The sequence below is a fragment of the Saccharothrix stipae genome, assembly GCF_054781895.1.
In genome coordinates this window covers 866,766-891,002 of the sequence record NZ_BAAGTN010000008.1, presented here as the reverse complement: position 1 = coordinate 891,002, position 24,237 = coordinate 866,766, and the positions used below count along the sequence as shown (strand labels likewise).

General features: G+C 72.6%; 27 protein-coding genes. 10 read left to right on the top strand and 17 right to left on the bottom strand.

The annotated features are described in order from the left end of the window. Nucleotides 1-55: 55 nt before the first annotated feature. The 10 genes from truB to rimP form a co-directional block, all read right to left on the bottom strand. Nucleotides 56-910, bottom strand: coding sequence for a tRNA pseudouridine(55) synthase TruB (truB, locus tag ACYVLT_RS21005; RefSeq protein WP_461121872.1), 855 nt, complete (start codon nt 908-910; stop codon nt 56-58). Between the two features lie 68 nt (nt 911-978). Next, nucleotides 979-2,421 carry an MFS transporter gene (locus ACYVLT_RS21000; RefSeq protein ID WP_461121871.1) on the bottom strand — a complete coding sequence of 481 codons (1,443 nt, stop codon included), beginning with the start codon at nt 2,419-2,421 and terminating at the stop codon, nt 979-981. 111 nt (nt 2,422-2,532) lie between these two features. Then, nucleotides 2,533-3,834 carry an MATE family efflux transporter gene (locus tag ACYVLT_RS20995; RefSeq protein WP_461121870.1) on the bottom strand — a complete coding sequence of 434 codons (1,302 nt, stop codon included), beginning with the start codon at nt 3,832-3,834 and terminating at the stop codon, nt 2,533-2,535. A 106-nt stretch (nt 3,835-3,940) separates the two neighbouring features. After that, nucleotides 3,941-4,903 carry a DHH family phosphoesterase gene (locus ACYVLT_RS20990; RefSeq protein WP_461122258.1) on the bottom strand — a complete coding sequence of 321 codons (963 nt, stop codon included), beginning with the start codon at nt 4,901-4,903 and terminating at the stop codon, nt 3,941-3,943. A gap of 121 nt (nt 4,904-5,024) precedes the next feature. Further along, entirely contained in the window at nt 5,025-5,474 is a 450-nt protein-coding gene (gene rbfA, locus ACYVLT_RS20985) for a 30S ribosome-binding factor RbfA (RefSeq protein WP_461121869.1), read from the bottom strand. A 49-nt stretch (nt 5,475-5,523) separates the two neighbouring features. Beyond that, nucleotides 5,524-5,820: a DUF503 domain-containing protein gene (locus ACYVLT_RS20980; protein ID WP_230570286.1), complete on the bottom strand. Its 297-nt coding sequence runs from the start codon at nt 5,818-5,820 to the stop codon at nt 5,524-5,526. A 74-nt stretch (nt 5,821-5,894) separates the two neighbouring features. After that, nucleotides 5,895-9,017, bottom strand: a complete 3,123-nt coding sequence (gene infB / locus ACYVLT_RS20975; RefSeq protein WP_461121868.1) for a translation initiation factor IF-2 — start codon at nt 9,015-9,017, stop codon at nt 5,895-5,897. Between the two features lie 88 nt (nt 9,018-9,105). Further along, nucleotides 9,106-9,450 carry a YlxR family protein gene (locus tag ACYVLT_RS20970; RefSeq protein ID WP_360447420.1) on the bottom strand — a complete coding sequence of 115 codons (345 nt, stop codon included), beginning with the start codon at nt 9,448-9,450 and terminating at the stop codon, nt 9,106-9,108. 22 nt (nt 9,451-9,472) lie between these two features. Continuing rightward, nucleotides 9,473-10,564: a transcription termination factor NusA gene (gene nusA / locus ACYVLT_RS20965; protein ID WP_461121867.1), complete on the bottom strand. Its 1,092-nt coding sequence runs from the start codon at nt 10,562-10,564 to the stop codon at nt 9,473-9,475. Next, nucleotides 10,561-11,085, bottom strand: a complete 525-nt coding sequence (gene rimP / locus ACYVLT_RS20960; protein ID WP_461121866.1) for a ribosome maturation factor RimP — start codon at nt 11,083-11,085, stop codon at nt 10,561-10,563. The genes nusA and rimP overlap by 4 nt, the downstream gene beginning before the upstream one ends. Nucleotides 11,086-11,287: 202 nt before the next feature. Between rimP and ACYVLT_RS20955 the strand changes: the two genes are divergently transcribed. Both ACYVLT_RS20955 and ACYVLT_RS20950 read left to right on the top strand, forming a co-directional pair. Then, the gene (locus ACYVLT_RS20955; protein WP_461121865.1) at nt 11,288-11,731 is read left to right on the top strand and encodes a hypothetical protein; all 444 of its coding nucleotides are present in this window, start codon (nt 11,288-11,290) and stop codon (nt 11,729-11,731) included. Continuing rightward, nucleotides 11,728-12,162: a ferritin-like domain-containing protein gene (locus tag ACYVLT_RS20950; RefSeq protein WP_461121864.1), complete on the top strand. Its 435-nt coding sequence runs from the start codon at nt 11,728-11,730 to the stop codon at nt 12,160-12,162. The genes ACYVLT_RS20955 and ACYVLT_RS20950 overlap by 4 nt, the downstream gene beginning before the upstream one ends. On the opposite strand, the gene ACYVLT_RS20945 is transcribed toward ACYVLT_RS20950, so the two are convergent. From ACYVLT_RS20945 to ACYVLT_RS20930, 4 genes are read right to left on the bottom strand one after another with little or no spacing between them, the layout of a single operon-like run. Then, nucleotides 12,159-12,914, bottom strand: a complete 756-nt coding sequence (locus tag ACYVLT_RS20945) for a hypothetical protein (RefSeq protein ID WP_461121863.1) — start codon at nt 12,912-12,914, stop codon at nt 12,159-12,161. The two genes, ACYVLT_RS20950 and ACYVLT_RS20945, sit on opposite strands and share 4 nt — an antisense overlap. Before the next feature lie 25 nt (nt 12,915-12,939). Beyond that, entirely contained in the window at nt 12,940-13,947 is a 1,008-nt protein-coding gene (locus tag ACYVLT_RS20940) for an aminotransferase class V-fold PLP-dependent enzyme (protein WP_461121862.1), read from the bottom strand. Between the two features lie 7 nt (nt 13,948-13,954). Further along, on the bottom strand, nt 13,955-14,434 hold the full coding sequence (locus ACYVLT_RS20935; RefSeq protein WP_461121861.1) for a DUF4442 domain-containing protein: 480 nt from the start codon (nt 14,432-14,434) through the stop codon (nt 13,955-13,957). 56 nt (nt 14,435-14,490) lie between these two features. Continuing rightward, complete coding sequence (locus ACYVLT_RS20930) at nt 14,491-15,276, bottom strand: SDR family NAD(P)-dependent oxidoreductase (RefSeq protein WP_461121860.1); 786 nt, start codon at nt 15,274-15,276, stop codon at nt 14,491-14,493. A 64-nt stretch (nt 15,277-15,340) separates the two neighbouring features. Between ACYVLT_RS20930 and ACYVLT_RS20925 the strand changes: the two genes are divergently transcribed. Continuing rightward, nucleotides 15,341-15,748, top strand: coding sequence for a YjbQ family protein (locus ACYVLT_RS20925; protein WP_123746036.1), 408 nt, complete (start codon nt 15,341-15,343; stop codon nt 15,746-15,748). Here the strand turns inward: ACYVLT_RS20925 and ACYVLT_RS20920 are convergent. After that, the gene (locus ACYVLT_RS20920; RefSeq protein ID WP_461121859.1) at nt 15,644-16,675 is read right to left on the bottom strand and encodes an ABC transporter permease; all 1,032 of its coding nucleotides are present in this window, start codon (nt 16,673-16,675) and stop codon (nt 15,644-15,646) included. The two genes, ACYVLT_RS20925 and ACYVLT_RS20920, sit on opposite strands and share 105 nt — an antisense overlap. 126 nt (nt 16,676-16,801) lie before the next feature. Between ACYVLT_RS20920 and ACYVLT_RS20915 the strand changes: the two genes are divergently transcribed. The 3 genes from ACYVLT_RS20915 to ACYVLT_RS20905 are packed head-to-tail and all read left to right on the top strand — an operon-like array spanning nt 16,802 to nt 19,091. Next, entirely contained in the window at nt 16,802-17,713 is a 912-nt protein-coding gene (locus ACYVLT_RS20915; RefSeq protein ID WP_461121858.1) for a hypothetical protein, read from the top strand. Continuing rightward, nucleotides 17,710-18,414 (top strand): hypothetical protein, encoded by a 705-nt coding sequence (locus tag ACYVLT_RS20910; protein ID WP_461121857.1) that lies wholly within the window; start codon nt 17,710-17,712, stop codon nt 18,412-18,414. Before ACYVLT_RS20915 ends, ACYVLT_RS20910 begins: the two co-directional genes overlap by 4 nt. Beyond that, a complete protein-coding gene (locus ACYVLT_RS20905) occupies nt 18,411-19,091 on the top strand; it encodes an HAD family hydrolase (RefSeq protein WP_461121856.1) in 681 nt (226 codons plus the stop codon). The genes ACYVLT_RS20910 and ACYVLT_RS20905 overlap by 4 nt, the downstream gene beginning before the upstream one ends. Before the next feature lie 4 nt (nt 19,092-19,095). On the opposite strand, the gene ACYVLT_RS20900 is transcribed toward ACYVLT_RS20905, so the two are convergent. Continuing rightward, nucleotides 19,096-20,841, bottom strand: coding sequence for a proline--tRNA ligase (locus ACYVLT_RS20900; protein ID WP_461121855.1), 1,746 nt, complete (start codon nt 20,839-20,841; stop codon nt 19,096-19,098). Between the two features lie 136 nt (nt 20,842-20,977). On the opposite strand from ACYVLT_RS20900, the gene ACYVLT_RS20895 reads away from it, so the two are divergent. Together ACYVLT_RS20895 and yaaA are read left to right on the top strand one after the other, a co-directional pair. Further along, a complete protein-coding gene (locus ACYVLT_RS20895; RefSeq protein ID WP_461121854.1) occupies nt 20,978-21,328 on the top strand; it encodes a VOC family protein in 351 nt (116 codons plus the stop codon). Nucleotides 21,329-21,383: 55 nt separating this feature from the next. Next, entirely contained in the window at nt 21,384-22,121 is a 738-nt protein-coding gene (yaaA, locus tag ACYVLT_RS20890; protein ID WP_461121853.1) for a peroxide stress protein YaaA, read from the top strand. 17 nt (nt 22,122-22,138) lie between these two features. On the opposite strand, the gene ACYVLT_RS20885 is transcribed toward yaaA, so the two are convergent. Next, nucleotides 22,139-22,381, bottom strand: a complete 243-nt coding sequence (locus ACYVLT_RS20885; protein WP_461121852.1) for a hypothetical protein — start codon at nt 22,379-22,381, stop codon at nt 22,139-22,141. Between the two features lie 86 nt (nt 22,382-22,467). Between ACYVLT_RS20885 and ACYVLT_RS20880 the strand changes: the two genes are divergently transcribed. Both ACYVLT_RS20880 and ACYVLT_RS20875 read left to right on the top strand, forming a co-directional pair. Further along, a complete protein-coding gene (locus ACYVLT_RS20880) occupies nt 22,468-23,430 on the top strand; it encodes a helix-turn-helix domain-containing protein (RefSeq protein ID WP_461121851.1) in 963 nt (320 codons plus the stop codon). A gap of 51 nt (nt 23,431-23,481) precedes the next feature. Beyond that, nucleotides 23,482-23,994, top strand: coding sequence for a hypothetical protein (locus ACYVLT_RS20875; RefSeq protein ID WP_461121850.1), 513 nt, complete (start codon nt 23,482-23,484; stop codon nt 23,992-23,994). The last annotated feature ends 243 nt before the right edge of the window (nt 23,995-24,237 follow it).

The following is a 24,237-nucleotide window of genomic DNA, read 5'->3' as shown; positions in this document are numbered from 1 at the left end:
CGTTCGTCGAGCCTGGTGAACCCCGTGACCGGAGCGGACCTCGGCCCGCCCGACGTCAACCGACGGCGAGCACCACCAACGGCTTGGCGATCGGCCCCTCGTCCTTCGCCAGGGCCACCACGTGACCGTCCGGGCCGAACACGCCGTACGTGCCGGCCAGGCCACCGGCGGCCAGGCGCCGGCCGTGTGACAGGGCCAGCGCCTCACGCGTCGCGATCTCACGGCGGGGGAAGGCGGTGGACACGGCGGCGTCGAGGTCCAGGGACAGGCCCGGCGCGCTCTCCAGCTGCTCCAGGGTCTTGGCCACGCGCAGGTCGAACGGGCCGACCCTGGTACGCCGCAGCGCCGCCAGGTGGCCGCCGACGCCGAGGTCCGCGCCCAGGTCACGGGCCAGCGCCCGCACGTAGGTCCCGGACGAGCACTCCACCATCACGTCCAGTTCGGTGACGCCCTCCTCGCGGCGGATCGACAGCACGTCGAAGCGGTGCACCGTCACCGGGCGCGCCGGGATCTCCACCGCCTCGCCCGCCCGGACCCGCGCGTACGCGCGCTTGCCGTCGATCTTCACCGCGCTCACCGCGCTGGGCACCTGCTCGATCGGACCGGTCAGCTTCGCCACCCCGGCCCGGATCGCGGCCTCGTCCACTTCGGACGCGTCGGCGGTGGACAGCACCTCGCCCTCGGCGTCGTCGGTCGTGGTGGCCGAGCCGAGGCGGATCGTCGACAGGTACGCCTTGCTGTCCAGCGCCAGGTGGCCCAGCAGCTTGGTGGCCCGCTCGATGCCGAGCACGAGCACGCCGGTCGCCATCGGGTCGAGCGTGCCCGCGTGCCCGACCTTGCGGGTACCGAGGATGCGGCGGACCTTGGCCACCACGTCGTGGGAGGTCATGCCGTCGGGCTTGTCGATCACGACGAGGCCGGGCGGGACGGGCGGCCCGGGAGAACGAACACGAGAGGATGCGGACACGGAGGAGGATCCTAGGCCTCGACCAGAGCCTGCTCGTCCACTCCGCCCACGACGGTGCGATCACCGGCCCGGCCCTCGGCTCCGCCCGCGGTGATCCGGCTGCCGACTCCGCCGGCTGTCGTCCGATTACCGACTCCGTCGGCGGTGACATCCCAGCGACGGCGGCGCAGCTGCACGGGCACGGCTTCACCGCGGTCCTCGGCGGCGAACACCGCGGCACGCGCCCGACGCCACCACACCACCGTGCGCCACACGCCCACCAACAGCACCGCGACCACCGCCAGGAACGCGATCCGGTACGCCTGCGGCGCCGCCACGGCGGGCTCGACGACGTCCAGCAGCACACCGACGGCGAGCGCGGTGAACGTGATCGCGGCGAACCCGCCGACGTTGGCCACCCCGGTCGCCGTGCTGACCCGGTACAACGGGTTGTAGTCGCGGACCAGCGCGAACGCCACGCCGGACACCGGGTTGCCCACCGCCAGCAGCGCGAACAGCAGGTACAGCACGGGTGTCGGCAGCACGCCGCCCGGCCAGCCCAGCAGCACCGCCCAGCACAGCACGGCCGCGGCCAGGTAGGAGCCGACGATCGGCATCCGCCACGCCGGCCGGCTGCCGATCACCGTGCCCAGCACGGGTCCGGTCACGATCGCCACCAGCACCAGCGTGCTCAGCACCGCCGACGCCGACGGCCGCGTCAGGCCCTGCGCCTCGACCAGGTACGGGAAACCCCACAGCAGGCCGAGCACCGCGGGCGCGGACATCGACGTGAAGTGCACCCAGAACCCCAGGCGGGTGCTCGGCTCGCGCCACGCCTGGCCCACCTTCGCGCCCACCGCGCGCCACGGCACCGGTTCGGCCACGGGCTGCGGCACGCCGGCGGGCACCTCGCGCACGCGCCACGCGACCACCGCCGCGTACGAGGCCGTGGCCAGGCCCGCGATCAGGAACGTCGCCGTCCAGCCCGCGTCGTCCAGCAGCAGCGTCAGCGGCACGGTCGCGACCAGGTTGCCCGCGCCGCCCAGCGCGGCGGACAGCGTCATCACCAGGGTGAACCGGCGGGGCGGGAAGTGGGCGGCGGCCAGCCGCAGCACGCTGACCCACGTCATGGCGTCACCGACGCCGAGCACGGCACGCGCGGCCAGGCCGAGCGGGTAGGACTCGGCGATCGCGAACAACGCCTGGCCGACGCCCATGAGCAGGGCGGCGGCGGTGAGCACGCGGCGCGGGCCGAAGCGGTCCACCAGCAGGCCGGTGGGGATCTGCATCGCCGCGTAGAGGCCGATCTGCAGCACGGTGAACGTGCCGAGCGCGGCTGGTCCGACGGAGAAGCGGTCGCTCGCCTCCAGCCCGGCCACGCCCAGCGAGGTCCGGTGGAACAGGGCGGCGACGTAGACGACGACGGCGGTTGACCAGATCAGCCACGCGTGTTTGGTGGCACGATCGACCGGCAAGTTTGATCTCCTAGGCGTTCCGTGCGGCGGCACCCCCAGTATCGAGAAACAGTTGCCTACTGTTAACGATTCCTGAGGGTGCCGCTCACCACATCACGCCTGGTCACCGGGTCACCACACGGCGCCGACCCGCGCCCACTCCCCCGAACGGGTGCGCATGAGCACCAGGACGAGCCGCAGCACCATGAACGCCGACAGGCCGCTCCAGATGCCGGTCAACCCCCAGCCGAACGCGTAGGACGCCCACACCAGCGGCAGGAACCCCAGCGCCGCCGAGGCCAACGTCGCGGTCCGCAGGAACTTCGCGTCACCGGCGCCGAGCAGCACACCGTCCAGCGCGAACACCACGCCCGCGATCGGCTGCAACGCCACGAAGAACCACCAGGCGTGCGGCACCTCGTCCAGCACCGCCCGGTCGCTGGTGAACACCTGCGGCAGGATGCCGGACAGCGCCGCGAACACGACGCCGAGCAGCACGCCGAACCACAGCCCGTACCCGGTGACCTGCCAGGCGAACCGGCGCGCCTGCTCCCGGCGTTGCGCGCCCAGCGCCGCGCCCACGATCGACTGGGCGGCGATCGCCAACGAATCCAGCACGAGCGCGAGGAACGTCCACAGCTGGAGCACGACCTGGTGGGCGCCGACCGCGCCGACCGACGTGCGCGCGGCCACCGACGCGGCGGACAGGAAGCACGCCTGGAACGCGAGGCTGCGCAGCACCAGGTCCCGGCCGAGGCCGAGCTGGGCCCGCATCCGGTGCCGATCCGGCCGCAGGCTCACCCGCTCGGCGTGCAGCGCCTTGAAGAACAACCCGGCCGACAACACCTGCGCGATCACGTTCGCGATCGCCGAGCCCACCAGGCCCCAGTGCGCGCCGTGCACCAGGACGGGGCACAGCACGGCCGAGATGCCGTTGCCGACCAGCACGTACCGCAGGGGCCGACGGGTGTCCTGCACGCCGCGCATCCAGCCGTTGCCCGCCATCGTGACCAGCACGAACGGCGCGCCGAACAACGCGACCCGCAGCCACGCGACGGCGTTGTCGGCCACCGCGCCCTCACCGGCCAGCAGCCGTGCGGCGGGCCCGGCCAGCAGTTGGCCGAGCACGATCACGATCGCGCCGACGGCCAGCGCGAGCCAGGTGGCCTGGACGCCCTCCTCGACGGCCTCGGTCCGCCGCCCGGCGCCGAACAACCGCGCCGTGCGGGCCGTGGTGCCGTAGGAGAGGAACGTCAGCTGGGTCGCCACCTGGGTGAACAGCACCCCGCCCAGCGCGAGCCCGGCCAGCGGCAGCGCGCCGAGGTGGCCGACGACCGCCGTGTCCACCAGCACGTACAGCGGCTCGGCCGCCAGCACCACCAGCGCGGGCGCGGCCAACCCGACCACCCGCCGCGCCGGAACCCGCTCCTCCACCCGATCCTCTCAATGCCCGACTCTCGCCACGCGAACGTAGGACTCTCGCGAGAGTCCTACGTTCAGAACGCGCGTGTCCTACGTTCAGAACACCCGAGTTCAACGCTCAGGACGCGGCGACCGTCTCCAGGGCGGCACGCAGGCGCGTCAGCACCTCGTCAGCCGGACCGGTGGCGGTGAAGCCCGCGGCCAGCCGGTGACCACCGCCGCCGAGCAGCTGCGCCACCTCGCGCACGTCCACCGCGCTCACCGCGCGCAACGACACCGACCACGACGACGGCCGCAGCTCCTTCAGCACCGCCGCCACCTCGGCCTCGGCCGTGGTCCGCACCAGGTCGACCACGCTCTCCACCTCCTCGGGCCGCAGCCCGGAGGCGTCCTCCAACGTCACGACGGCGTGCACGAACCCCAGCCCGCCGGCGGCCTCACGCTCCAGGCACGCCCGGCTCAGCACCTTCGCCAACATCCCGAGGTACCCGAACGGGTGGGAGTCCATCAACGGCCGGGCCACCGCCTCGGCGTCCACCCCGGCCGCGAGCAGCCGTGCGGCCACCTCGTGCGTCGTCGCCGACGCGTGCCGGAACGACCGCGTGTCCGTCACCAGACCGGCGTAGACGCATCGCGCCACCGGTTCGTCCAGCTCCACGCCCAACGCGTCCAGCAACCGCAGCACCACGATCGCGGTCGCCTCGGCGCGGTCGTCCACCACGTTCACGTGCCCGAACCCGGGGTTCGACACGTGGTGGTCCAGCACCACCACCACACCGGCGGTGGACACCCGGTCGGCCAACGGGCCGAGCCGCCCCACGCTGCCGGTGTCCAACGCGACCAGCACGGGCGGCGCGGCGGGCACGGCTGATGCGGGCACCAGCAACCCGGCCACGTCCAGGTTCCGCAACGTCTCCGGCACCTCGTCGGGCGCACCGAACGACACCCGGACCACCGCGCCACGGCGGTGCAGGACCAGTCCCAGCGCCAACGCGCTGCCCAACGCGTCCGCGTCGGGGTTCACGTGCGCCAGCAGCGTGACGTCGGTGGCCGTGGACAGGACGCGGGCGGCCTCGGCCAGTGCCGTGCCCAGGTCGGTGGCATCACCGCGGGCGCCGGCGTCACCCCCGTCGGTGGGGTGAACCAGGCCGGTGGGGTCGCCCAGGTCGTTCGGGCTCAGCTCGTTGTGCACGGCGAGAACGCTAGTCGGCGTCCTCGGCCTCGCGCGGAGGCTTGTACGGGTCGGGTTCGCCCGCGGGTTCCGCGCCGTGCGCGATGCGCGCCACCTCGGCGTCCAGCTCCCGCGCCTTGGCCAGCAGCTCGTCCATCCGGCGCGCCTCGTCGGGCACGGTGTCGGTGACGAACGACAGGGTCGGCGTGAACCGGACGCCGGTCTGCTGGCCGACCATGGTGCGCAGCACGCCCTTGGCGCTCTCCAACGCCGCCGCGGCCCCCGCGAGGTCCGGCTCGGAGTCCAGCCGCTCGCCGAGCACGGTGTAGTAGACCGTCGCGTCGTGCAGGTCGCCGGTCACCCTCGTGTCGGTGATGGTGACGCGGGCCAGCCTCGGGTCCTTCACCTCGTGCTCCAACGCGGAAGCCACGATCTGCGAGATCCGCTTGGCGAGCTTGCGAGCCCGTGCCTGGTCGGCCACGGCGCTCCCCTCCTGTCGTTGCGATGGATCGCCTCGGCGGCGACGTCTGCTAGTCGTCCTCCGGCCCGACCAACCTGTGGCGGGCGGAGAGAAGTTCCAGTTCGGGCCGTCCGGCCACGAGCCGCTCGCAGGCGGCCATGACGTCCCTCACATGCTCGGCGTCGGCAGCGACGGCCGCCACTCCGATCAGGGCGCGGCGGTGCAGGTCGAGGTGGCCCGCCTCGGCGACCGACACCTCGAACCTGCGGCGCAGCTCGGCCACGACCGGCTTGACCACCGACCGCTTCTGCTTCAACGAGTGGACGTCGCCGAGCAGCACGTCCAGCTCAAGGGCACCGACGAACACGGATCATCACCAGGTGTCGTGGTCAAGGGTGCGGGGCCGCCATCGCTGACGGCCCCGCACCTGGCTGAAGACGATCAGGCGCGCGGCTTCTCGCGCATCTCGAACGTCTCGATCAGGTCGCCGACCTTGAGGTCGCTGTAGTTGCCGAGCGTCAGACCGCACTCGAAGCCCTCGCGGACCTCGGTGGCGTCCTCCTTGAACCGGCGCAGCGAGCTGATGGGCAGGTTCTCCTGGATGACGTTGTTGTCACGCAGCAGACGTGCCCGCGCGTTGCGGCGGATCTCGCCCGACATCACGAGGCAACCGGCGATCGTGCCGACCTTGGAGGACTTGAAGACCTCGCGGACCTCCGCGCGGCCCAGCTGGACCTCTTCGTACTCCGGCTTGAGCATGCCCTTCAGGGCCTGCTCGATCTCGTCGATCGCCTGGTAGATCACCGTGTAGTAGCGGACGTCCACGCCCTCGCGGTTGGCGAGTTCGGTGGCCTTGCCCTCGGCCCGGACGTTGAAGCCCAGGACGATGGCGCTACCCGCGACGGCGAGGTTGATGTCGCCTTCGGTGATGCCACCGACGCCGCGGTGGATGACCCGCAGCTCGACGTCGTCGCCGACCTCGATCTTCATCAACGCGTCTTCCAGCGCCTCGACGGTACCGGAGTTGTCGCCCTTGATGATCAAGGTGAGGGCGCTGGTCTCCTTCAACGCGGCGTCGAGGTCTTCCAGGCTGACGCGCTTGCGCTTCGCGGCGTTCATCGCGTTGCGGTTGCGGGCCTGGCGGCGCTCGGCGATCTGCCGGGCCACCCGGTCCTCCTCGACCACGAGGAACGTGTCGCCCGCGCCGGGCACCGAGGTCAGACCGATGACCTGCACCGGACGCGACGGCGTCGCCACCGTGACGTCCACGCCGTGCTCGTCCACCATGCGGCGCACGCGACCGTAGGCGGCACCCGCCACGATCGAGTCACCCACGCGCAGCGAACCGCGCTGCACCAGCACCGTGGCCACCGGACCGCGACCGCGGTCCAGGTGCGCCTCGATGGCGACGCCCTGCGCCTCCATCTCCGGGTTGGCCCGCAGGTCGAGCGAGGCGTCGGCGGTCAGCAGGATCGCTTCCAGCAGGCCGTCGATGTTGATGCCCTGCTTCGCCGAGATGTCGACGAACATGGTGTCGCCGCCGTACTCCTCGGCGACCAGCCCGTACTCGGTGAGCTGCTGGCGGATCTTGGCGGGGTTGGCCCCCTCCTTGTCGATCTTGTTGACCGCGACCACGATCGGCGCGTTGGCCGCCTGGGCGTGGTTGATCGCCTCCACCGTCTGCGGCATCACGCCGTCGTCGGCCGCCACCACGATGACCGCGATGTCGGTCGAGTTCGCACCACGCGCACGCATGGCGGTGAACGCCTCGTGACCCGGGGTGTCGATGAAGGTGATCAGGCGCTCGTTGCCCTCGAGCTCCGTGTTCACCTGGTAGGCACCGATGTGCTGGGTGATGCCACCGGCCTCGCCCTCGGCGACCTTCGCCGTGCGGATGGTGTCCAACAGGCGCGTCTTACCGTGGTCGACGTGACCCATGACGGTCACGACCGGCGGACGGATCTGGAGGTCGTCCTCGCCGCCGGCGTCGTCGCCGTAGGTGATGTCGAACGTCCCGAGCAGCTCGCGGTCCTCCTCCTCGGGGGACACGACCTGCACGTTGTAGTTCATCTCGGAGCCCAGGAGCTCCAGGATCTCGTCGGAGACGGACTGCGTCGCGGTGACCATCTCGCCGAGGTGGAACAACACCTGCACCAGCGAGGCCGGGTTGGCGTTGATCTTGTCGGCGAAGTCGGTCAGCGAAGCGCCGCGCGGGAGCCGGATCGTCTCGCCGCCGCCCTTGGGCAAGCGGACGCCACCGACCGACGGCGCCTGCATGTTGTCCATGTACTCCTGGCGCTTCTGGCGCTTGGACTTGCGGCCACGACGCGCCGGACCACCGGGACGGCCGAAGGCACCCGCGGCACCGCCGCGACCACCGGGACCGCCACCACCGGGACGACCGCGGAAACCGCCGCCACCACCGGCCGGTGCGCCACCGCCACCGCCGCCACCGCCGCCGGGGCGGAAGCCACCGCCGCCGCCACCGCCGCCACCAGGGCGGAAGCCGCCACCGGCGCCGCCGCCACCGCCACCACCGGGACGGAAGCCACCGCCGCCGCCACCGCCACCGCCGCCACCGGGACGACCGCCGCCGCCACCGGGGCCACGACCGCCGCCACCGCCACCGGGACCACCGGGGCCACGACCGCCGCCGCCACCACCGCCACCGGGACGGGGCGCCGGACGACCGGGCATCATGCCCGGGTTCGGCCGAGGCGGCATGTTGCCGGGGTTGGGCCGGGGACCGCCGGGACCGCCACCGGAGCCACCCGGACGGGGGCCGGCCGGACGCGAGTCACCGGGCTTGGGGCCGGACGGACGCTCGCCGCCACCCGGCGAGGCCGGGCGAGGCGCCTGCGGACGCGGCGCCGGAGCGCCACCGCCCACGCCGAACGGGTTGTTGCCCGGACGCGGGGGCCGCGGACCCGCGGGCTTGGGAGCCTGCGGGCGCGGCGGGACCACGGACGGAGGGGTGTTCTGCGCCGCCGCGGGCTGCTGCTGCGGTGCGCGCGGGCCGGGACGGGGGCCGGGGCCACTGGTCCGCGGCGCCTGCTGAGGTGCCTGGGGCTGCTGCTGCGGCTGCTGCTGCGGCTGCTGAGGTGCGGCGGCAGCCGGCCTGGCGGCGGGTGCGGGAGCCGAGGCCGCGGCGGGCGCCTGCGGCTGCACGACGGGCGCGGCCGGGGCGGGTGCCTGCGCGGCCGGCGCGGCCGGGGCGACGTCGGGCTTGGCCACCGGCTTCGGCGCCATCGGCTTGGGACCGGGCACGGGGCGCGGACCCGGCTTGCCGGCCGGAGCCGGCGGACGCGGGGTGCCCTCGCCCTTGGTCTCGCCCGAGGTCGGGCTCGACGGCGCGGGCTTCGGCGGCGCCGGGCGGGCACCGGCCGACTTGGGCTTCGCGTCGCCCTTGGCGTAGGCGTCACGGAGCCGCCGAGCCACCGGGGCCTCGACGGTGCTGGACGCGGACTTCACGTATTCGCCCTGGTCGGCGAGCTTGCTGAGTAGTTCTTTACTCGTGACACCGAGCTCTTTGGCGAGCTCGTGCACGCGGGCCTTACCTGCCACTGCACTCCTCTGTGAGGGAGGCCGGCGGGCAAGTCCCGTCGACCTCGTCTTAACGTCGCGCGTTCATGTCTTCAGCTTCACGGCTGACTCATGACGGGTCGACCTGCTTCCTTGCTTCCTGCTGGTCACGGGGCGATCCCGCGACCTCCTGCCCACACTGCTCGAGGTGACCGCGCACGCGTTCCACGTCGAGCGGTCCCTGGACCCGGAAGGCCCTGGGGAACGCCCGTCGCTTCTCGGCGTTGCGGAGGCAGTCCGGATCGGGGTGCAGCCATGCTCCCCTACCGGGCAACCGTCGATGTGTGTCCGGGACCACGGTCCCGTCCACGACCACCACGCGCAGCAGCTCGGAGGGCAACGTCCGAGCGCGGCATCCGATGCACGTACGAACCGGGCCGATGTGCGTGAGATCCGATCCCCGACGTTGAACCACTGAGAAGTCTATCCCCTGTTGCTTATTCAGCCGAACCGGATGCCGATTCGGTCGGACCCGATGCCGATCCGGCCGCCGAACCGCCTGCCGGTGCGCCCGCCGGAGCGGCCCCGCCGGCGCCTGCCGGAGCGGACCCGACGGCCTCCGCGTCGCTGCGGATGTCGATGCGCCAGCCGGTGAGCCGGGCGGCCAGCCGGGCGTTCTGGCCCTCCTTGCCGATGGCGAGGGAGAGCTGGAAGTCCGGGACCACGACGCGTGCCGTCTTGGCGCGCTCGTCGAGCACCCGCACGGAGACAACCTTCGCCGGCGACAGGGCATTCCCGACGAACGTGGCCGGGTCGTCGGAGTGGTCGATGATGTCGATCTTCTCACCGGCCAGCTCGCTCATGACGTTGCGCACCCGTGCGCCCATCGGCCCGATGCACGCGCCCTTGGCGTTGACGCCGGGGACGGCGGTGCGGACCGCGATCTTCGAACGGTGACCTGCCTCACGTGCCACCGCGGGGATCTCGACGGTGCCGTCGGCGATCTCCGGCACTTCGAGCGCGAAGAGCCGGCGCACCAGGTTCGGGTGGGTGCGGGAGAGGGTGATCTGAGGGCCGCGCGCGCCGCGGGACACGCCCACGACGTAGCACTTGAGCCGCGAGCCGTGCTCGTAGGACTCGCCGGGCACCTGCTCGGCGGGCGGCAGCACGCCTTCGGTGTCCCCTATCTGGACGACGACCATGCCGCGGGCGTTGGCGCGGGCGTCGCGCTGCACGACGCCGGCGATGATCTCGCCCTCCTTGGCGGAGAACTCGCCGAACGTGCGCTCGTGCTCGGCGTCGCGCAGGCGTTGCAGGATGACCTGGCGGGCGGTGGTGGCGGCGATGCGGCCGAACCCCTCGGGGGTGTCGTCCCACTCCTCGGCCACGGTGCCGTCCGGGTTGAGCTCCTGGGCCAGCACGCGCACCATGCCGGTCTTGCGGTCGATCTCGACGCGGGAGTGCGAGTGGTGGCCCTCGGTGTGCTTGTAGGCGGTCAGCAGGGCGGTCTCGATGGCTTCGAGAACGGTGTCGAAGGGGATGTCCTTGTCCCGTTCGATCGCCCTGAGAGCGGCGATGTCGACGTTCACTCCGACTCCTCCTTCAGGTGCTTGCCGTCCAGGAGCGCGAGCTCTTCGACGGGCGGCTGCTTGAACTCGACTTCGACGACGGCGCGCTCGATCGTCCGGTACTCGACGCGGCGCAGCTCGCCCTTGACCAGCAGCACGACGCCGGTGTCGTCGGCGTCGCCGACGCGGCCGAACCACTCGACCTGCTCCGGCTGCTTGACCTTCACCAGGCGCAGCCGGTTGCGCTTCCAGTGGCGTGGCTTGGTGAGCGGGCGGTCCGCGCCGGGCGAGGTGACCTCGAGCGTGTACGGCCCGGCGATCAGGTGCTCGTGCGCGTCGAGGGCGGCGGACACGGCGCGACTGGCCTGCGCCACCTCGTCCAGGCCGATCCCCTCGTCGCCGTCCACGACCACCTTGACCAGCCTGCGACGCCCAGCCTGGTTCACGTCGAGCAGTTCGAGGTCGAAGCCGATCGCCTCGACCGCCTCCCGCACGACGGGTGCTAGCTGCGCGGCGAGTTCTCCGCGCGGCGGGCTGGACACGTGGTGACTCCAAGTTCTCTTCGAGTGCAGAGGGCACGGCAACCCCGGCCGACGCTGCACTTCGCCGGCCGTGGTCGCCCAGACTATCTCGTCCGGCGGCCCCCCACGTGCCGCGGACGTGGAGCCGGGTTCGAGGGACGGCTTCCGGTGGAGGTAGCGGCTCCGGGAGGCGGCGCGGGCCGCTCTGGCAGGATCGGGACACGTGATCGGAAGAACGGCGTTCAGCAGGCGCGCGGTGCTGCTGGCGACGGCGACGGCGCCGTTGGCAGTCGCGTGCACCACACCCCCGCCACCTCCACCGCCGCCGGACCCGCTGGCGGCGTTGGTGCAGGCGGCGCTGTCGGACGCCGCGCTGGCCACGGCGGTCGGCGCACCCGAGACGGCGGCGGTGCGCACCGAGCACGCCGTGCGGTTGCGGGCGGAGGTGGATCGGGCCACGCCGCGGGTGCCCGGGTCGTCCGCGGCGCCGACGACGACGGCTTCGGTGGCGCCGCCGGTGGGCGCGGCGCGCGAGGCCTTGGTGCCGGCGTTGCAGGCCGCGCAGAAGCAGGCGGGTGACCTGGTGGCGTCGGTGGAGTCGCACCGGGTGGGGTTGGTGGCCTCGGTGGCGGCCGGGTGCGCGAGCTTGGTGGAGGCGTTGTCGTGAGCGTCGAGGCGGTGCAGGTCGCGTTGGCGGCGGAGCACGCGGCGGTGTGGACGTACGGGTTGGTGAGCGCCTTCATCTCGGTGCCGCAGCAGTCGGCGGCGGTGGCGGACGGTGCGAACGCGCACCGGGCTCGGCGGGACGTGACGGAGCGGTGGTTGCGTGACGCCGGAGCCACGCCCGAGCCACCGGCGGCGGCCTACCTCCCGCCGCAGCCGGTGGACAGCGCGACGTCGGCCATCGCGGCGTTGGTGGCGGTGGAGACCGATGCGTGCGTGGCTTGGCGCGGGGTGTTGGAGCGGACCGGGGACGGGGCGCTGCGGACGTCGGCGTTGGACGCGCTGACGGTGTCGGCGGTGCGTGCGACGCGGTGGCGCAAGGCGGCGGGGTTGACCCCGACGTCGATCGCGTTCCCCGGTGCGGGGGTGGGTTAGGCGTTGAGGTCGGCGGCGAGGCGGAAGGCGTCGTTGCTGATCCGCTTCATCATGCGGTTGTGCGCGGCCTCGTCGGGGCCGTGCTTGATCGAGTCCGACTCGATGATGATCACGTCGCGGTCGTCCTGGCGGGCCGCGAAGCCGCCGTTGGCCAGGGTGGTCAGGTTCGGCACGCGGACGGCGCCGTCCTTGACCAGGTCGTTGACGTTGCCGGTGCCGTCCCGGGTGGTCAGGTCCTTCAGCTTGGCGGCGTCCTCGACCGTCTTCATCCGCACGACTGACACGGACGTGTAGACCGTCACCCCGTCGGGAGTGGTGGTCGTGTACAGGCCGCGAGTGAGCTGCTGGCACGGCGTGCTGGTCAGGAACGTCTTGGTCTGCCCGTACGCGTGCACCGCGCAGTCGCTGTCCTGCAACGGCTCGGGCACATCCGGCGAGGCGCTGAAAGCGAACTCGCCGGCCGGCGTGGACGTCGTGGCGGGTGTGCCGGTGGGGTTGTTCTTCGGCATCACGACCAGCCACACGAGCCCTGACACCACGGCCACGCCGAGCAGACCGAGGCCCTTGAGCACCATCCCGCGACGCGAGCGCGTCGTGGCCGCGGGCTGCCGGGGTGGCGGCGGCGGTGGAGGCGAGCTCAGCAGCGAGTCCAACTGCCCGATCTCCGACCGCCACAGCGGCGCGGTGTCCGACGGTCGGATGGGCGGGATCCGCTGCGTCACCTCTTCGGGTGATTCGGGAGGAACCGACACAAAGACCCACGGTAACGGAAGAGGGTCACTCAAGCGCTGTGAGCACCAGATCGACATCCTCCACCGTGTTGTACAGGTGAAACGCGAGTCGGACGCGTCCGGCGCGCATGCTGGACCGCACCCCCGCCGCCGCGAGCCGTTCACCGGCGGACGGCAGGTCGAGCGACACGATCGCGGACCCGCGGGCGGGCAGTCCGAGGCCGGTCAGCACCGCGTCGGCCAGCGCCACGTCGTGGTCCCGCACGGCCGCGAGGTCGAGGGAGGCGAGGTACGGCAGCGACGCCGCGGCACCGATCTGGGACAGCCACACCGGCGAGATGTCGAGCCGCCGCGCGTCGGGCGCGAGCCGCAGCGGAAGCCCGTACACCGTGCTCCAGGGGTCGTCACCGGCGAACCAGTTCGCCGCGACGGGCACCGTGCGCTCCAACGCCGACGGCGAGCACGCGAGCCACGCGCACCCGCGCGGCGACATCAAGAACTTGTAGCCGACGGCCACCACCCAGTCCGCCCACCCCAGGTCGAGCGGCATCCAGCCGACGGCTTGCGAGGCGTCCAGCAGCACCGGCACGCCGGTCGCCCGCAGCCCGTCCAGGTCGACCGCGCGCCCGTCCGCGGACTGCACGACGCTCACGGCGACGAGGTCGTGCGCACCGGCCTCGGCCACGACCTCGTCGAGATCGACTTCGGTGACCCGCAGGCCACGGGACGCGAACGGGAACGTGAGGCTGGTGAACTCGCCGCGCGCCACGAGCACCGACGCGTCGGCGGGCAGCCCGGCCGCCACCAGGGCCACCAGCTGGGACGCGGAGGCGCCCATCGCGACGCGGTCCGACGGCACGCCCACGAGTCGCCCGAACGCCTCGCGGGCGGTGGTCACGTGCGGGTCGATCGCGCCGGGGCCGTCCCCGCCGACCGTCCACCGGCGCACGGCGTCGGACACGGCGGAGGCGACCGGGGCGGGAGGGACGCCGATGCCGGCGGTGTTCAGGTAGCCGAGGGGGACGTCGAAGGTCGTGCCGAAGGCTGAACGCATGGGATCATCACACGGTCTCGGCGATCCCGCCGTCCACCGAATTGCGGTTCTTGCGCCGGGCGTAGACCTGCTTGCGGGTGCGGGCGACGACCTCGCCGGAGGCGTCCAGGACGTCGGTGGCGAACCACACCAGGGCCTTGTTGTCGGCCGCGGCCCGGGAGCGCAGCTCGTCCAGGTGCTCGTCGGTCAGGTGGAACTCGGCGTGCACGGTGCCGCGGCCCGGCTTGACGAACTCGATCTCGCCCGCCCGGTCCCACACCAGGTGCTCGCGGCCGAGGTGGTGCAGCACGAGCAGCATCCAGAACGGGTCGGTCATCGCGAACAGCGAGCCGCCGAAGTGGGTGCCCACGTAGTTGCGGTTCCACCAGTGCAGCCGCATCCGGACCTTGACGTGGCGGTAGTCGTCGGACAGCTCGACCACGCGGATGCCGGCGAACAGGAACGGTGGCCACAGGTTCATGCCGCGGCGCAGACGGGAAGCCTTCACGAGGCCTATGTTACCAGCGAGTAATGACCGGTCGGCTGGAATCGGTCCGGCTGGGATCAGTGCAGGGTGATGACGTTCCTCGTCACCTTGGCCGCCGCGTCCGAGCAGAGGAACGCGACCACGTTGGCGACGTCCTCGGGCTGCGAGACGTCGTGCTGGGCGCGCACCGCGTCGTTGACCCAGCCGGTGTCGGTGACGCCCGGCTTGACCACGTTCGACGTGATGCCGTGCGGCCACAGCTCGGCGGCCGCGGACAGGGCGTAGTTGTCCAGCGCCGCCTTCGCCGCGCCGTAGGACACCTCGCCGGGGAAGCCGAGCGGGCCGCCGGAGGTCAGGCCGACGATGCGACCCCAGTTGCCGCCGCGGGCGATGTGCCGGCGGGCGAACTCGGCGATCAGCAACGCGCCCGCGCGGGCGTCCACGGCGAACTGCGCGTCGAACGTCTGCGGCGTGACGGCCTGGAGGACCCGGCCGAACTGGTCCTGGGTCACGGCCAGGAACGTGTCCTGCACCCAGCCGGAGGCGTTGTTGACCAGGATGTCGACCGGTCCGAAGATCCGCTCGGCGGTGTCGAACAGCGTGGTGGGCGCCAAGGTGTCGGTGAGGTCGACCTCCAGCGCGTGCGCCTGGCCGCCCGCCTCGGTGATGGCCGCGACCACGTCCTCGGCGTCCGACTCGCGGGCGGTGAAGTACTCGCCCGGCAGGCTCGGGTCGGGTGTCGGCGCGAAGCGCAGGAACGTGATGAGGACGTTGGCGCCCTGGGCCGCCAAGGCCTTCGCGGTCGCGGCTCCGATGCCCTGGTTCGCGCCGGTGACGATGGCGGTGTGGATCACGGTCGGCATCCTGCCCGATCGGGCGACGACGGCGCACCGGGTTTCCCGGCGGCCGTTCGTAAGCTCTGGAGGCATGCGCAGCGAAGAGATCGAGATCCGCACCGGCTCGACGGAGGTCGTGCACGACCTCACCCGTGCCTGCGAGGACTTCCTGGCCGACGTGGACGGCGACGGGCTGCTGCACCTCTGGGTGCCGCACGCCACCGCGGGGCTGGCCGTGCTGGAGACCGGCGCGGGCAGCGACGACGACCTGCTCGCCGCGCTGCGCGAGCTGCTGCCCGCCGACGGCAGGTGGCGGCACCGCCACGGGACGCCCGGCCACGGCCGTGACCACGTGCTCCCCGCGCTCGTGCCGCCCTACGCGACGATCCCGGTGCTAGGCGGTGTGCTGGCGCTGGGCACCTGGCAGTCGGTCTGCCTGGTCGACACCAACGTCGACAACCCCGTGCGCAAGGTCCGGCTCACCTTTCTTGCCGGGTAGCAGCAGCACGGCCAGCCCGACCGCGGCGAGCGCCACGAACACCCAGACCTGGGCGGAGCTCGGCGAACCGCCGTGCAGCAGGGCGCGCAGCCCCTCGGCGGAGAACCGGAACGGCGTCCACGACCACAGCAACGCCCGGTAGGCCGGGTCGAGCAGCTCCGGCACCTGGCCCGCGACCGCGGGCGCGATCAGGTACAGCGGGCCGAGCACGGCCATCGCCCGGATGCCGAGCAGCCTCAGCAGGGCGCCCTGGACCAGCGCGAACGCCACCCCGACCAGGGCGAGGTAGGCCAGCACGTCCCAGCCGAGCGGCAGGGACGAGTCCCACAGCGTGAAGAAGCCCGCCACGACCGCGACGCCGAGCACGGTCGTGGTGGCCACGCCCGCCAGCCGGCCGACCGCGGTCGGCTTGCGCGCCAGCAGCACGAACGCCGCCCCGGCGACCAGACCCGCGATCCACAGCAGCGCACTGGCGGCCAGCGGTGCGGTGCGACCGGCGGCCGACGCCGGGTGCAGCGTGACGACCTGCACCGGCATCCCGGCCCCTTGCGCGACGCCGCCGAGGACCTGTTGCGCGACCTGCGTGCCGGACGGGTTCACCGCGCCGGACAGCACCACGGTCGCGCCGCCGGGCGCCAGTTCGAGCACCCCGTAGACCTCCTGGCGGGACAGCAGCTCCCGCGCCTCGCCGGGCGTGGTCACCCGCCACGAGACCTCCGCCACGTCGCCGCCGGCGAGCTTGTCGGCGACACCGCGCAGCGGCGGCGGTGCGCCGGCGTCGACGGCGACCGCGAGCGGCACCGCCTCCGGGTGCACCGTCGCCTGGACGCCGAACGTCAGCAGGCCCAGGACGAGCGCGATCAACGAGCCGACGACGGCGGTGGCCACCGCGATGACCGCCGGCGGCCGGTCGTGCAGTGCGGCCATGATGTCCTCCCAGGTTGTTCATCAAGTGTTGAATTAGAGGCTACGACGCACCGCCCGACAAAGTCAACGTGCGCTGAATAAATCGGACCGGTCCGGCGTTCGGAGGACACCGGGTACGGTTTGGCCGTGACTTACCCAGGTGACGGGCAGTCCGGCTGGGGCGGCCAGCCCGGCCAGGGCGACTCGGGCCCGCAGGACCACGGCTACCCGCAGCAGGTCTTCCCGCAGAGCTACGGCAGTTCCTACGGTGGGCTCGGCGTGTTCTCCGGCGGTGACGAGCCCCCGCCCAAGAAGAGCAAGACCAAGCTGTGGCTGGTGATCGGCGCGGTCGTGGTCGTCCTCGTCGGCGGCGGCGTGACCGCGTACGTGCTGACCCGGCCGGAGTCGACCCCGGTCGCGCAGAACACCACTGGCGGCTCGCCCACCACGACGACCTCCACCACGGCGAAGACGACCGAGTCGAGCGCGCCGAACCTCACCTGCGAGCCCCTCAAGCCCGGCTGGAACTGCCTGCCCGTGCAGGCCCTGTCCTACAGCTACGACGTGCCCAAGGGCTGGTCGCCCACGCCCAACAGCGCACCGGTCGAGGCGATGCAGGACGTGAAGCTGACCGGCCTGACCGTCACCGGCGCCTACGACTGCGGCAACAACGGGTTCAACCGCGGCGGCGCGGGCGGCGTCGTGGTGCCGCAGACCGACCTGACCGCGGTGGCCAGGGACTTCGCCGAGAAGCTCGCCACCCAGTACTACAAGTCCGCGCCGAAGTTCGAGGTCAAGCTCGGCGAGCCCAAGCCGGTGAAGGTGCCCAGCCCCCTGGGTGACATCGAGGGCATCCAGGTCGACGCCACCGCCACCACCTCGGGCGACCCCTGCCTGGCCACCAAGGGCGTGGTGAAGGTGCTGGTCCTCAAGGGCGACAAGGGCTTCCACGTGTTCATGGCCAACGGCGACCTCGAAGGCGGGCCGGCCGAGCCCAAGCCGCCGACGGAGGCCGACCTGCAGGGCATGGTCGACTCCGTGAAGCCGCTGAGCCGGTGAGCTACACCGGGCTGGGCGTCTACCAGCAGCAACCGCCGAAGCGGCCGAGCCGCGCGCCGTTGTGGATCGCGCTCGCCGTGGTCGCCGTGCTGGTCGTCGGCGGCGGCGTGACGGCGCTCGTGCTGAACTCCGGTGACGACCGGGCCGCGGCACCGCCGCCCACGTCGGGCTCGTCACCGTCGTCCGCGGCGCGGCCGGACTGGCAGCCGGTGGACGACTCGCAGGCGGGCCTGGTCTACGAGCTGCCGCCGACCTGGGAGTCCAGCGGCGGCGGCGCGTCCGGCCGGATCAGGCTGACCACGTCGTACGTGTCCCGGCCGTTCCAGTGCCAGGGCCGGGACATGATCCAGGCGCAGGCGGCGGCCGGTTCGATCATCGACGACGACCCGGAGCAGGTCGCCACCGAGCTGGTGAACCGGATCGCTGCGGGCGGGTACACCGTCGCGGGCGCGCCGCCCGAGATCGGCGAGCCGCGGGTGGAGTCCGCGACCGAGGACGTGGTCCGGCTCAGCGTCGAGGTGACGCCGAAGTCCGCCAGCGCCTGCTACGCCCCCAAGGCCACGGTCAGCGCGGTGGCGCTGCGCAACGGCTCCAAGGTGTCGGTGTTCGTGCTCAACGTCGCCGAGGGCGGACCGCACGTGGCCGAAGGACCGTCGGACGACGACGTGAAGCGCATCCTGGAAAGCGTGCGGTTGCCGTGAGCACCTTGGTGCTGTGGGACATCGACCTGACGTTGATCGACGCCCGCGGCCTCGGGCACGACTGGTACCGCACCGCGTTGCGCGCCGCGGCGGGCCTGGACCTCGTGCACGTGCCCAGCTTCCCCGGCCGCACCGAGCGTGCCATCACGCGGGAGCTGTTGACGGCACACGACCTGGAGCCCACCGAGGAACTCGTGGCGCGGCTGCACGCGGAGCTGATCGACGTGGCCACGCGGGAGCGAGGCCTGCTGCCGTCGCGGGGACGCGCGCTCCCCGGCGCGGCGGCGGCGCTGAAGGCGTTGGCGGCGCGGGAGGACGTCGTGCAGTCGCTGGTCACCGGCAACCTGGTGGAGATCGCCCGGTTCAAGCTGGCCGCGTTCGGGCTCGACGAGCACGTCGACTTCGAGCTCGGCGGCTACGGCTCGGTGTCCGAGCACCGGCCCGACCTGGTGCTGGAGGCGGTGCGGCTGGCCTCGGCCAAGCACACCCGCGAATTCCGGTGCGTCGTCATCGGCGACACGCCGCACGACGTGGACGCCGCCCTGCGCCACGGCGCCGTGGCCATCGGTGTGGCGACGGGCCGCAGCGGCGTCGCCGACCTGCGGGAGGCCGGCGCGCACGTCGTGCTCACCGACCTCACCGACACGGCGGCCGTGCTGGCCGCCGTGCTCGGCTAGGCGGTCAGCCCCGGACGACCCGGAGCAGGTGTTGCACGGCGTCGTCGACCGCGACCTCTTCGCGGTCGCCGGTGCGGCGGTCCTTGACCTCGACCACGCCGTTGGCCAGGCCGCGGCCCACCACCAGGATGGTCGGCACGCCGATCAGCTCGGCGTCGGCGAACTTCACGCCCGGGCTCGCCTTGCGGTCGTCCAGCAGCACCGTCAGACCGGCCGCGGACAGCTCGCCCGCCAGCTTCTCGCCGCCCGCGAGCAGCGTCTCGTCCTTGCCCGCGACGACCACGTGCACGTCGGCGGGCGCGACGTTGCGCGGCCAGATCAGCCCGCGCTCGTCGTGGCTCTGCTCGGCGATCGCGGCGACCAGGCGCGACACGCCGATGCCGTAGGAACCCATGGTGATCCGGACCGGCTTGCTGTCCGGGCCCAGGGCGTCCAGCGAGAACGCGTCCGCGTACTTGCGGCCCAGCTGGAAGATGTGCCCGATCTCGATGCCGCGCGCGGCGACCAGCACGCCCTTGCCGTCGGGCGAAGGGTCGCCCTCGCGGACCTCGGCCACGTCGATCGTGCCGTCGGGGGTGAAGTCGCGGCCGACGACCAGGTCCACCACGTGGTGGTCGGCCTTGTCGGCGCCGGTCACCCACGCCGTGCCGCGCACCACGCGGGGGTCGGTCAGGTACCGGACGCCGTTGGCCTGCAGCGCGGCCGGGCCGATGTAGCCCTTGACCAGGAAGGAGTTGCGGGCGAAGTCCGCCTCCTCCAGCATCGCCACCTCGGCGGGCTCGACCGCCGCCTCCAGCCGCTTGAGGTCCACCTCGCGGTCGCCGGGCAGGCCGACGGCCAGCAGCTCCCACGCCTCGGCACCGGGCTTGCGCGTCTTCACCAGGACGTTCTTCAGGGTGTCCGCGGCGGTGAAGGTGCGGTCGGTGTTGGCGTTGAGGAAGGCGACGAGGGACTCGATGGTGGGCGTGTTCGGCGTGTGGTGCACCTGCGCCTCGGGCCGGGTCGCCGGGTCCTGCTCGGCGGGCGCGGGCGTGGTGACGGCCTCGACGTTCGCCGCGTAGTCCGACTCCGTGCTGCGGACGAAGGTGTCCTCACCGTTGGGCGCGACCGCCAGGAACTCCTCCGACGCCGAGCCGCCCATCGCGCCCGACGTGGCGGAGACGATCACGTACTCCATGCCCAGCCGGTCGAAGATGCGGATGTAGGCGTCGCGGTGCTGCCGGTAGGACCGCGCCAAGCCCTCGTCGGTGAGGTCGAAGGAGTAGGAGTCCTTCATCACGAACTCGCGACCGCGCAGGATGCCCGCGCGGGGGCGCGCCTCGTCGCGGTACTTGGTCTGGATCTGGTAGAGCGTGACCGGGTAGTCCTTGTAGGAGGAGTACTCGCCCTTCACGGTGAGCGTGAACAGCTCCTCGTGGGTGGGGCCGAGCAGGTAGTCGGCGCCCTTGCGGTCCTTGAGGCGGAAGATGTTGGGGCCGTACTCGGTCCACCGGTTCGTCGCCTCGTAGGGCTCCTTCGGCAGCAGCGCGGGGAACTGGATCTCCTGCGCGCCGAAGGCGTCCATCTCCTCGCGCACGACCTGCTCGATGTTGCGCAGCACCCGCAGCCCCAGCGGCAGCCACGAGTAACCGCCCGGTGCGACGCGGCGGACGTAGCCGGCGCGGACCAGCAGCTTGTGGCTGGGTACTTCGGCGTCGGCCGGGTCCTCGCGCAGGGTGCGCAGGAACAGCGACGACATCCTCGTGATCACGGTGGGCGCTCCTCGTGGGCGGGTTGTCCGAGAAGGGTAGTGAACGGCCCCTGATCAGTTCCAACGGGTTCCGCCTGAGGTGGCGGCGGTGGACGTCGGCGGGAATTGTCGGTGGTCGGGTCTAGCGTGCCGGTCCATGACCTTCACCATCGGCATGATCACCATCGACACCGCCGACGTGCACCGGCTGGCGGACTTCTGGACCAAGGCGCTCGGCACGTCGGTGCAGCACGACTGGGGCGAGTTCCTGATCCTCGCCCCGGTGGGTGAGGGCGGGCTGCAACTGGGCTTGCAACGGGTCGACGACCCGACGCCGGGCAAGAACCGGGTGCACTTCGACACCCACGTCGAGGACCGCGCGGGCGAGGTGGCACGGCTGGTCGGCCTGGGCGCGACGGAGATCGCGGAGCACACCGTGCCGGGGTTGACCTGGACCGTGCTGGCGGACCCGGACGGCAACCAGTTCTGCGTCGGCCAGGTGGGCTGACCGCGGGCTCCGGGGCGGGAGCCGTCGGCACCGGGACCGCCTAGGCTTGCCCGTCGTGTTGGTACTGCTCCCCCCGTCGGAGACCAAGGCCCTCGGCGGCTCCGGCGCGCCGCTCGACCTCGACCGGCTGTCGCACCCGGAACTCACCCCGGTGCGCGGCAAGCTGGTCGACGCCCTGGTCGACCTCGCCGCCGACGTCCCCGCGAGCCTGGCCGTGCTCGGGCTCTCCGAACGGCAGGCGGGCGAGGTGGGGCGCAACGCCGAGCTGCGCCGGTCGCCCACGCTGCCCGCCCTCGCGCGGTACACGGGGGTGCTGTACGACGCGTTGGCCCTCGACTCGTTGACCAAGACCGAGAAGTCCCGCGCCGCCGCACGCCTCGCGGTGGCGTCGGCGCTGTTCGGCGTCGTCGGCGGTGGTGACCCGATCCCCGCGTACCGGCTGTCCGGCGGCAGCGTGCTGCCATCCGTCGGACCGCTGGGCGGTCTGTGGCGACCCGCGCTCGAACCGGTGCTGGCCGCCGTCGACGAGTTCGTGGTCGACCTGCGGTCGAGCCCGTACACCTCGCTCGCCCGCATCCCCCACGCCGCCGTGATCCGCGTCGTCACCGAGGACGCGAAGGGCCGCCGCAACGCGGTCAGCCACTTCAACAAGGCCCACAAGGGTCGGCTCGCGCAGGCGATCGTGCGGTCGCGGTCGGAGCCGACCGACCTCAAGGGGTTGATCAAGGTCGCGGTCCGCGCCGGGTTGCGGGTGGAGCCGACCGGGGCCAAGACCGCCGACCTGGTCGTCTAGCGCACCGCCGGAGCAGGTCAGACCGAGCGGGCCGGGCGCATCGAGCGGACGGGTGCCGCCGGGCGGCGGTGCGCGGCGCGGTCGGCGGTGGCGTGCGCGGACGCGGCCCGCAGGTCGGCCGCCACCCGCCGCACGTCCCGGTCCTCCACGTCGGTGCTGCCGACGAGGGCGGAGCCCAGGCGGGTTCGGCGCTGGTGGTTGCGCTCCAGGCCGTAGACGACCAGGGCCAGGACGGTCAGGGCGAAGAGGATCGCTGTCATGGCGCTAACTATGCGATGCACAAGAAACCGCCACAATTGGCAGCTGTGCCGTTGTGCATCAAAATCCTGCCAAGTACGGTGGCGTCATGCTCCGCTCCGTTGCCGCCGTGGTCATCGACGGCCTCGCGCCGTTCGAGTTCGGCGTGATCTGCGAGGTCTTCGGCGTCGACCGCACCGAGGACGGCGTGCCGCCGATCGACTTCCTGGTCTGCGGCGAACGCCCCGGCGAACCCGTGCGCACCAGCGTCGGAGCGTCGCTCACCCCCGACCACGGCCTCGACGCGCTCGGCCGGGCCGACCTGGTGGCCGTCCCGGCCGTGAAGATCCGCGACGAGTACCCGCCGCTCGTGCTCGAAGCCATCCGCGAAGCCCACCGCGGGGGCAGCACGCTGCTGTCGGTGTGCAGCGGCGCGTTCGTCCTGGGCGCGGCAGGCCTGCTGGACGACCGCCGCTGCACCACCCACTGGCACCACGCCACCGCGCTCGCCGAGCGCTTCCCCCACGCCAAGATCGACCCGGACGTGCTGTTCGTGGACGAGGGCGACATCGTCACCAGCGCGGGCACGGCCGCGGGCATCGACGCGTGCCTGCACCTGGTCCGCCGCGAGCTCGGCGCGGCCGTCACCGCGACCATCGCGCGCCGCATGGTCGTCGCACCGCAGCGCGAGGGCGGGCAGCGCCAGTTCGTGGAACTGCCCGCGCCGCACCAGGCCGACAGCCTCCAGCCGCTGCTGGCCTGGTTGCAGGACCGGCTCGACCAGGAGCACACCATCGCGAGCCTGGCCGAGCAGGCGACCATGTCCGAACGCACGTTCGCCCGCCGCTTCGCCGCCGAGACCGGCACGACCCCGCACCGCTGGCTCACCGTCCAGCGGGTGCTGCGCGCCCGTCAGCTCCTGGAGGAGACGCAGCTCACCGTGGAGGACGTGGCCCACCGCGCCGGCTTCGGCACGGCCGCGTTGTTGCGCCACCACTTCACGTCGGTGGTGGGCGTGCCGCCAAAGGATTACCGACGGTCGTTCGCACACCGCCGGCCGCCAATTGCGTGACGCAGCGCAGTGGTTTGTCACCAGTCGTGAGGGTAGTGACAGAATGACCGGGTGAGCCCCGACACACCCGGCGACACACCCGGCGCGACGCACCCCGACGCGGTCACCCCCGCGCAGCTGCGGGGTATCACCGAGGACCTGCGAACCGACGCGCTGGACGCCCCGGAGGCCTTGAAGCGGGTGTGGGCGGGGCTGTGCCTGGCCCGGCTGCTCGGGCTGCGCCTGGCCCTGGTCGACCCGACCTGGCGGCAGCGGCAGCTCAACGCGGAGTCGGTGGAGCACCAGCTCGCCCGCGACCTGGGCACCACGGCGACGTTCGCGGACGCCGCGCCCTCCCTGCCGGACACCGCCGCACCTCGACCGCTCACGCCGGTCGAGGTCGAGGAGGCGGTGGCGGCGTTGGTGGACTTCAGCGGCACGGCCCGGCAGCGGATGCTGGCCGCCGCGCCCAGGGCCTCGCAGTGGCACGACGAGCGCGTGCTGCGGCACGACTCGCTGGTGATCGCCCAGCTGGCCGCGGCCTGGTTGGGGCAGCGCACCAGCTACCGCGTGGAGACGCGGTAATTCGGTTGCGACCGTGCCCGGGCGCCGGGCAACCTGTGCCGGTACGCGCACAGCGCCGGTGGTGGCAGACCACGGCGGAGTCGAGGAGGTGCCAGATGGCGACAGCTGTCCGGGACGTGGCACCGACCCGTCCGCTCGCCCCTCTCGCCTGACGCGAACCCGCGCGAAGGACCACACCGCGCCGGTGGGGGCGATCCACCCCACTTCACCTGGAGCTCATCCAGTGCGCGAGCACGAGCAGCA

Bases quoted from the DNA above. Each gene is read 5' to 3' on its own strand.
- ACYVLT_RS20940 (WP_461121862.1), bottom strand. From the start codon at position 13,947: ATGCGTTCAGCCTTCGGCACGACCTTCGACGTCCCCCTCGGCTACCTG.
- ACYVLT_RS20930 (WP_461121860.1), bottom strand. From the start codon at position 15,276: ATGCCGACCGTGATCCACACCGCCATCGTCACCGGCGCGAACCAGGGC.
- ACYVLT_RS20925 (WP_123746036.1), top strand. From the start codon at position 15,341: ATGCGCAGCGAAGAGATCGAGATCCGCACCGGCTCGACGGAGGTCGTG.
- ACYVLT_RS20920 (WP_461121859.1), bottom strand. From the start codon at position 16,675: ATGGCCGCACTGCACGACCGGCCGCCGGCGGTCATCGCGGTGGCCACC.
- ACYVLT_RS20895 (WP_461121854.1), top strand. From the start codon at position 20,978: ATGACCTTCACCATCGGCATGATCACCATCGACACCGCCGACGTGCAC.
- ACYVLT_RS20885 (WP_461121852.1), bottom strand. From the start codon at position 22,381: ATGACAGCGATCCTCTTCGCCCTGACCGTCCTGGCCCTGGTCGTCTAC.
- ACYVLT_RS20880 (WP_461121851.1), top strand. From the start codon at position 22,468: ATGCTCCGCTCCGTTGCCGCCGTGGTCATCGACGGCCTCGCGCCGTTC.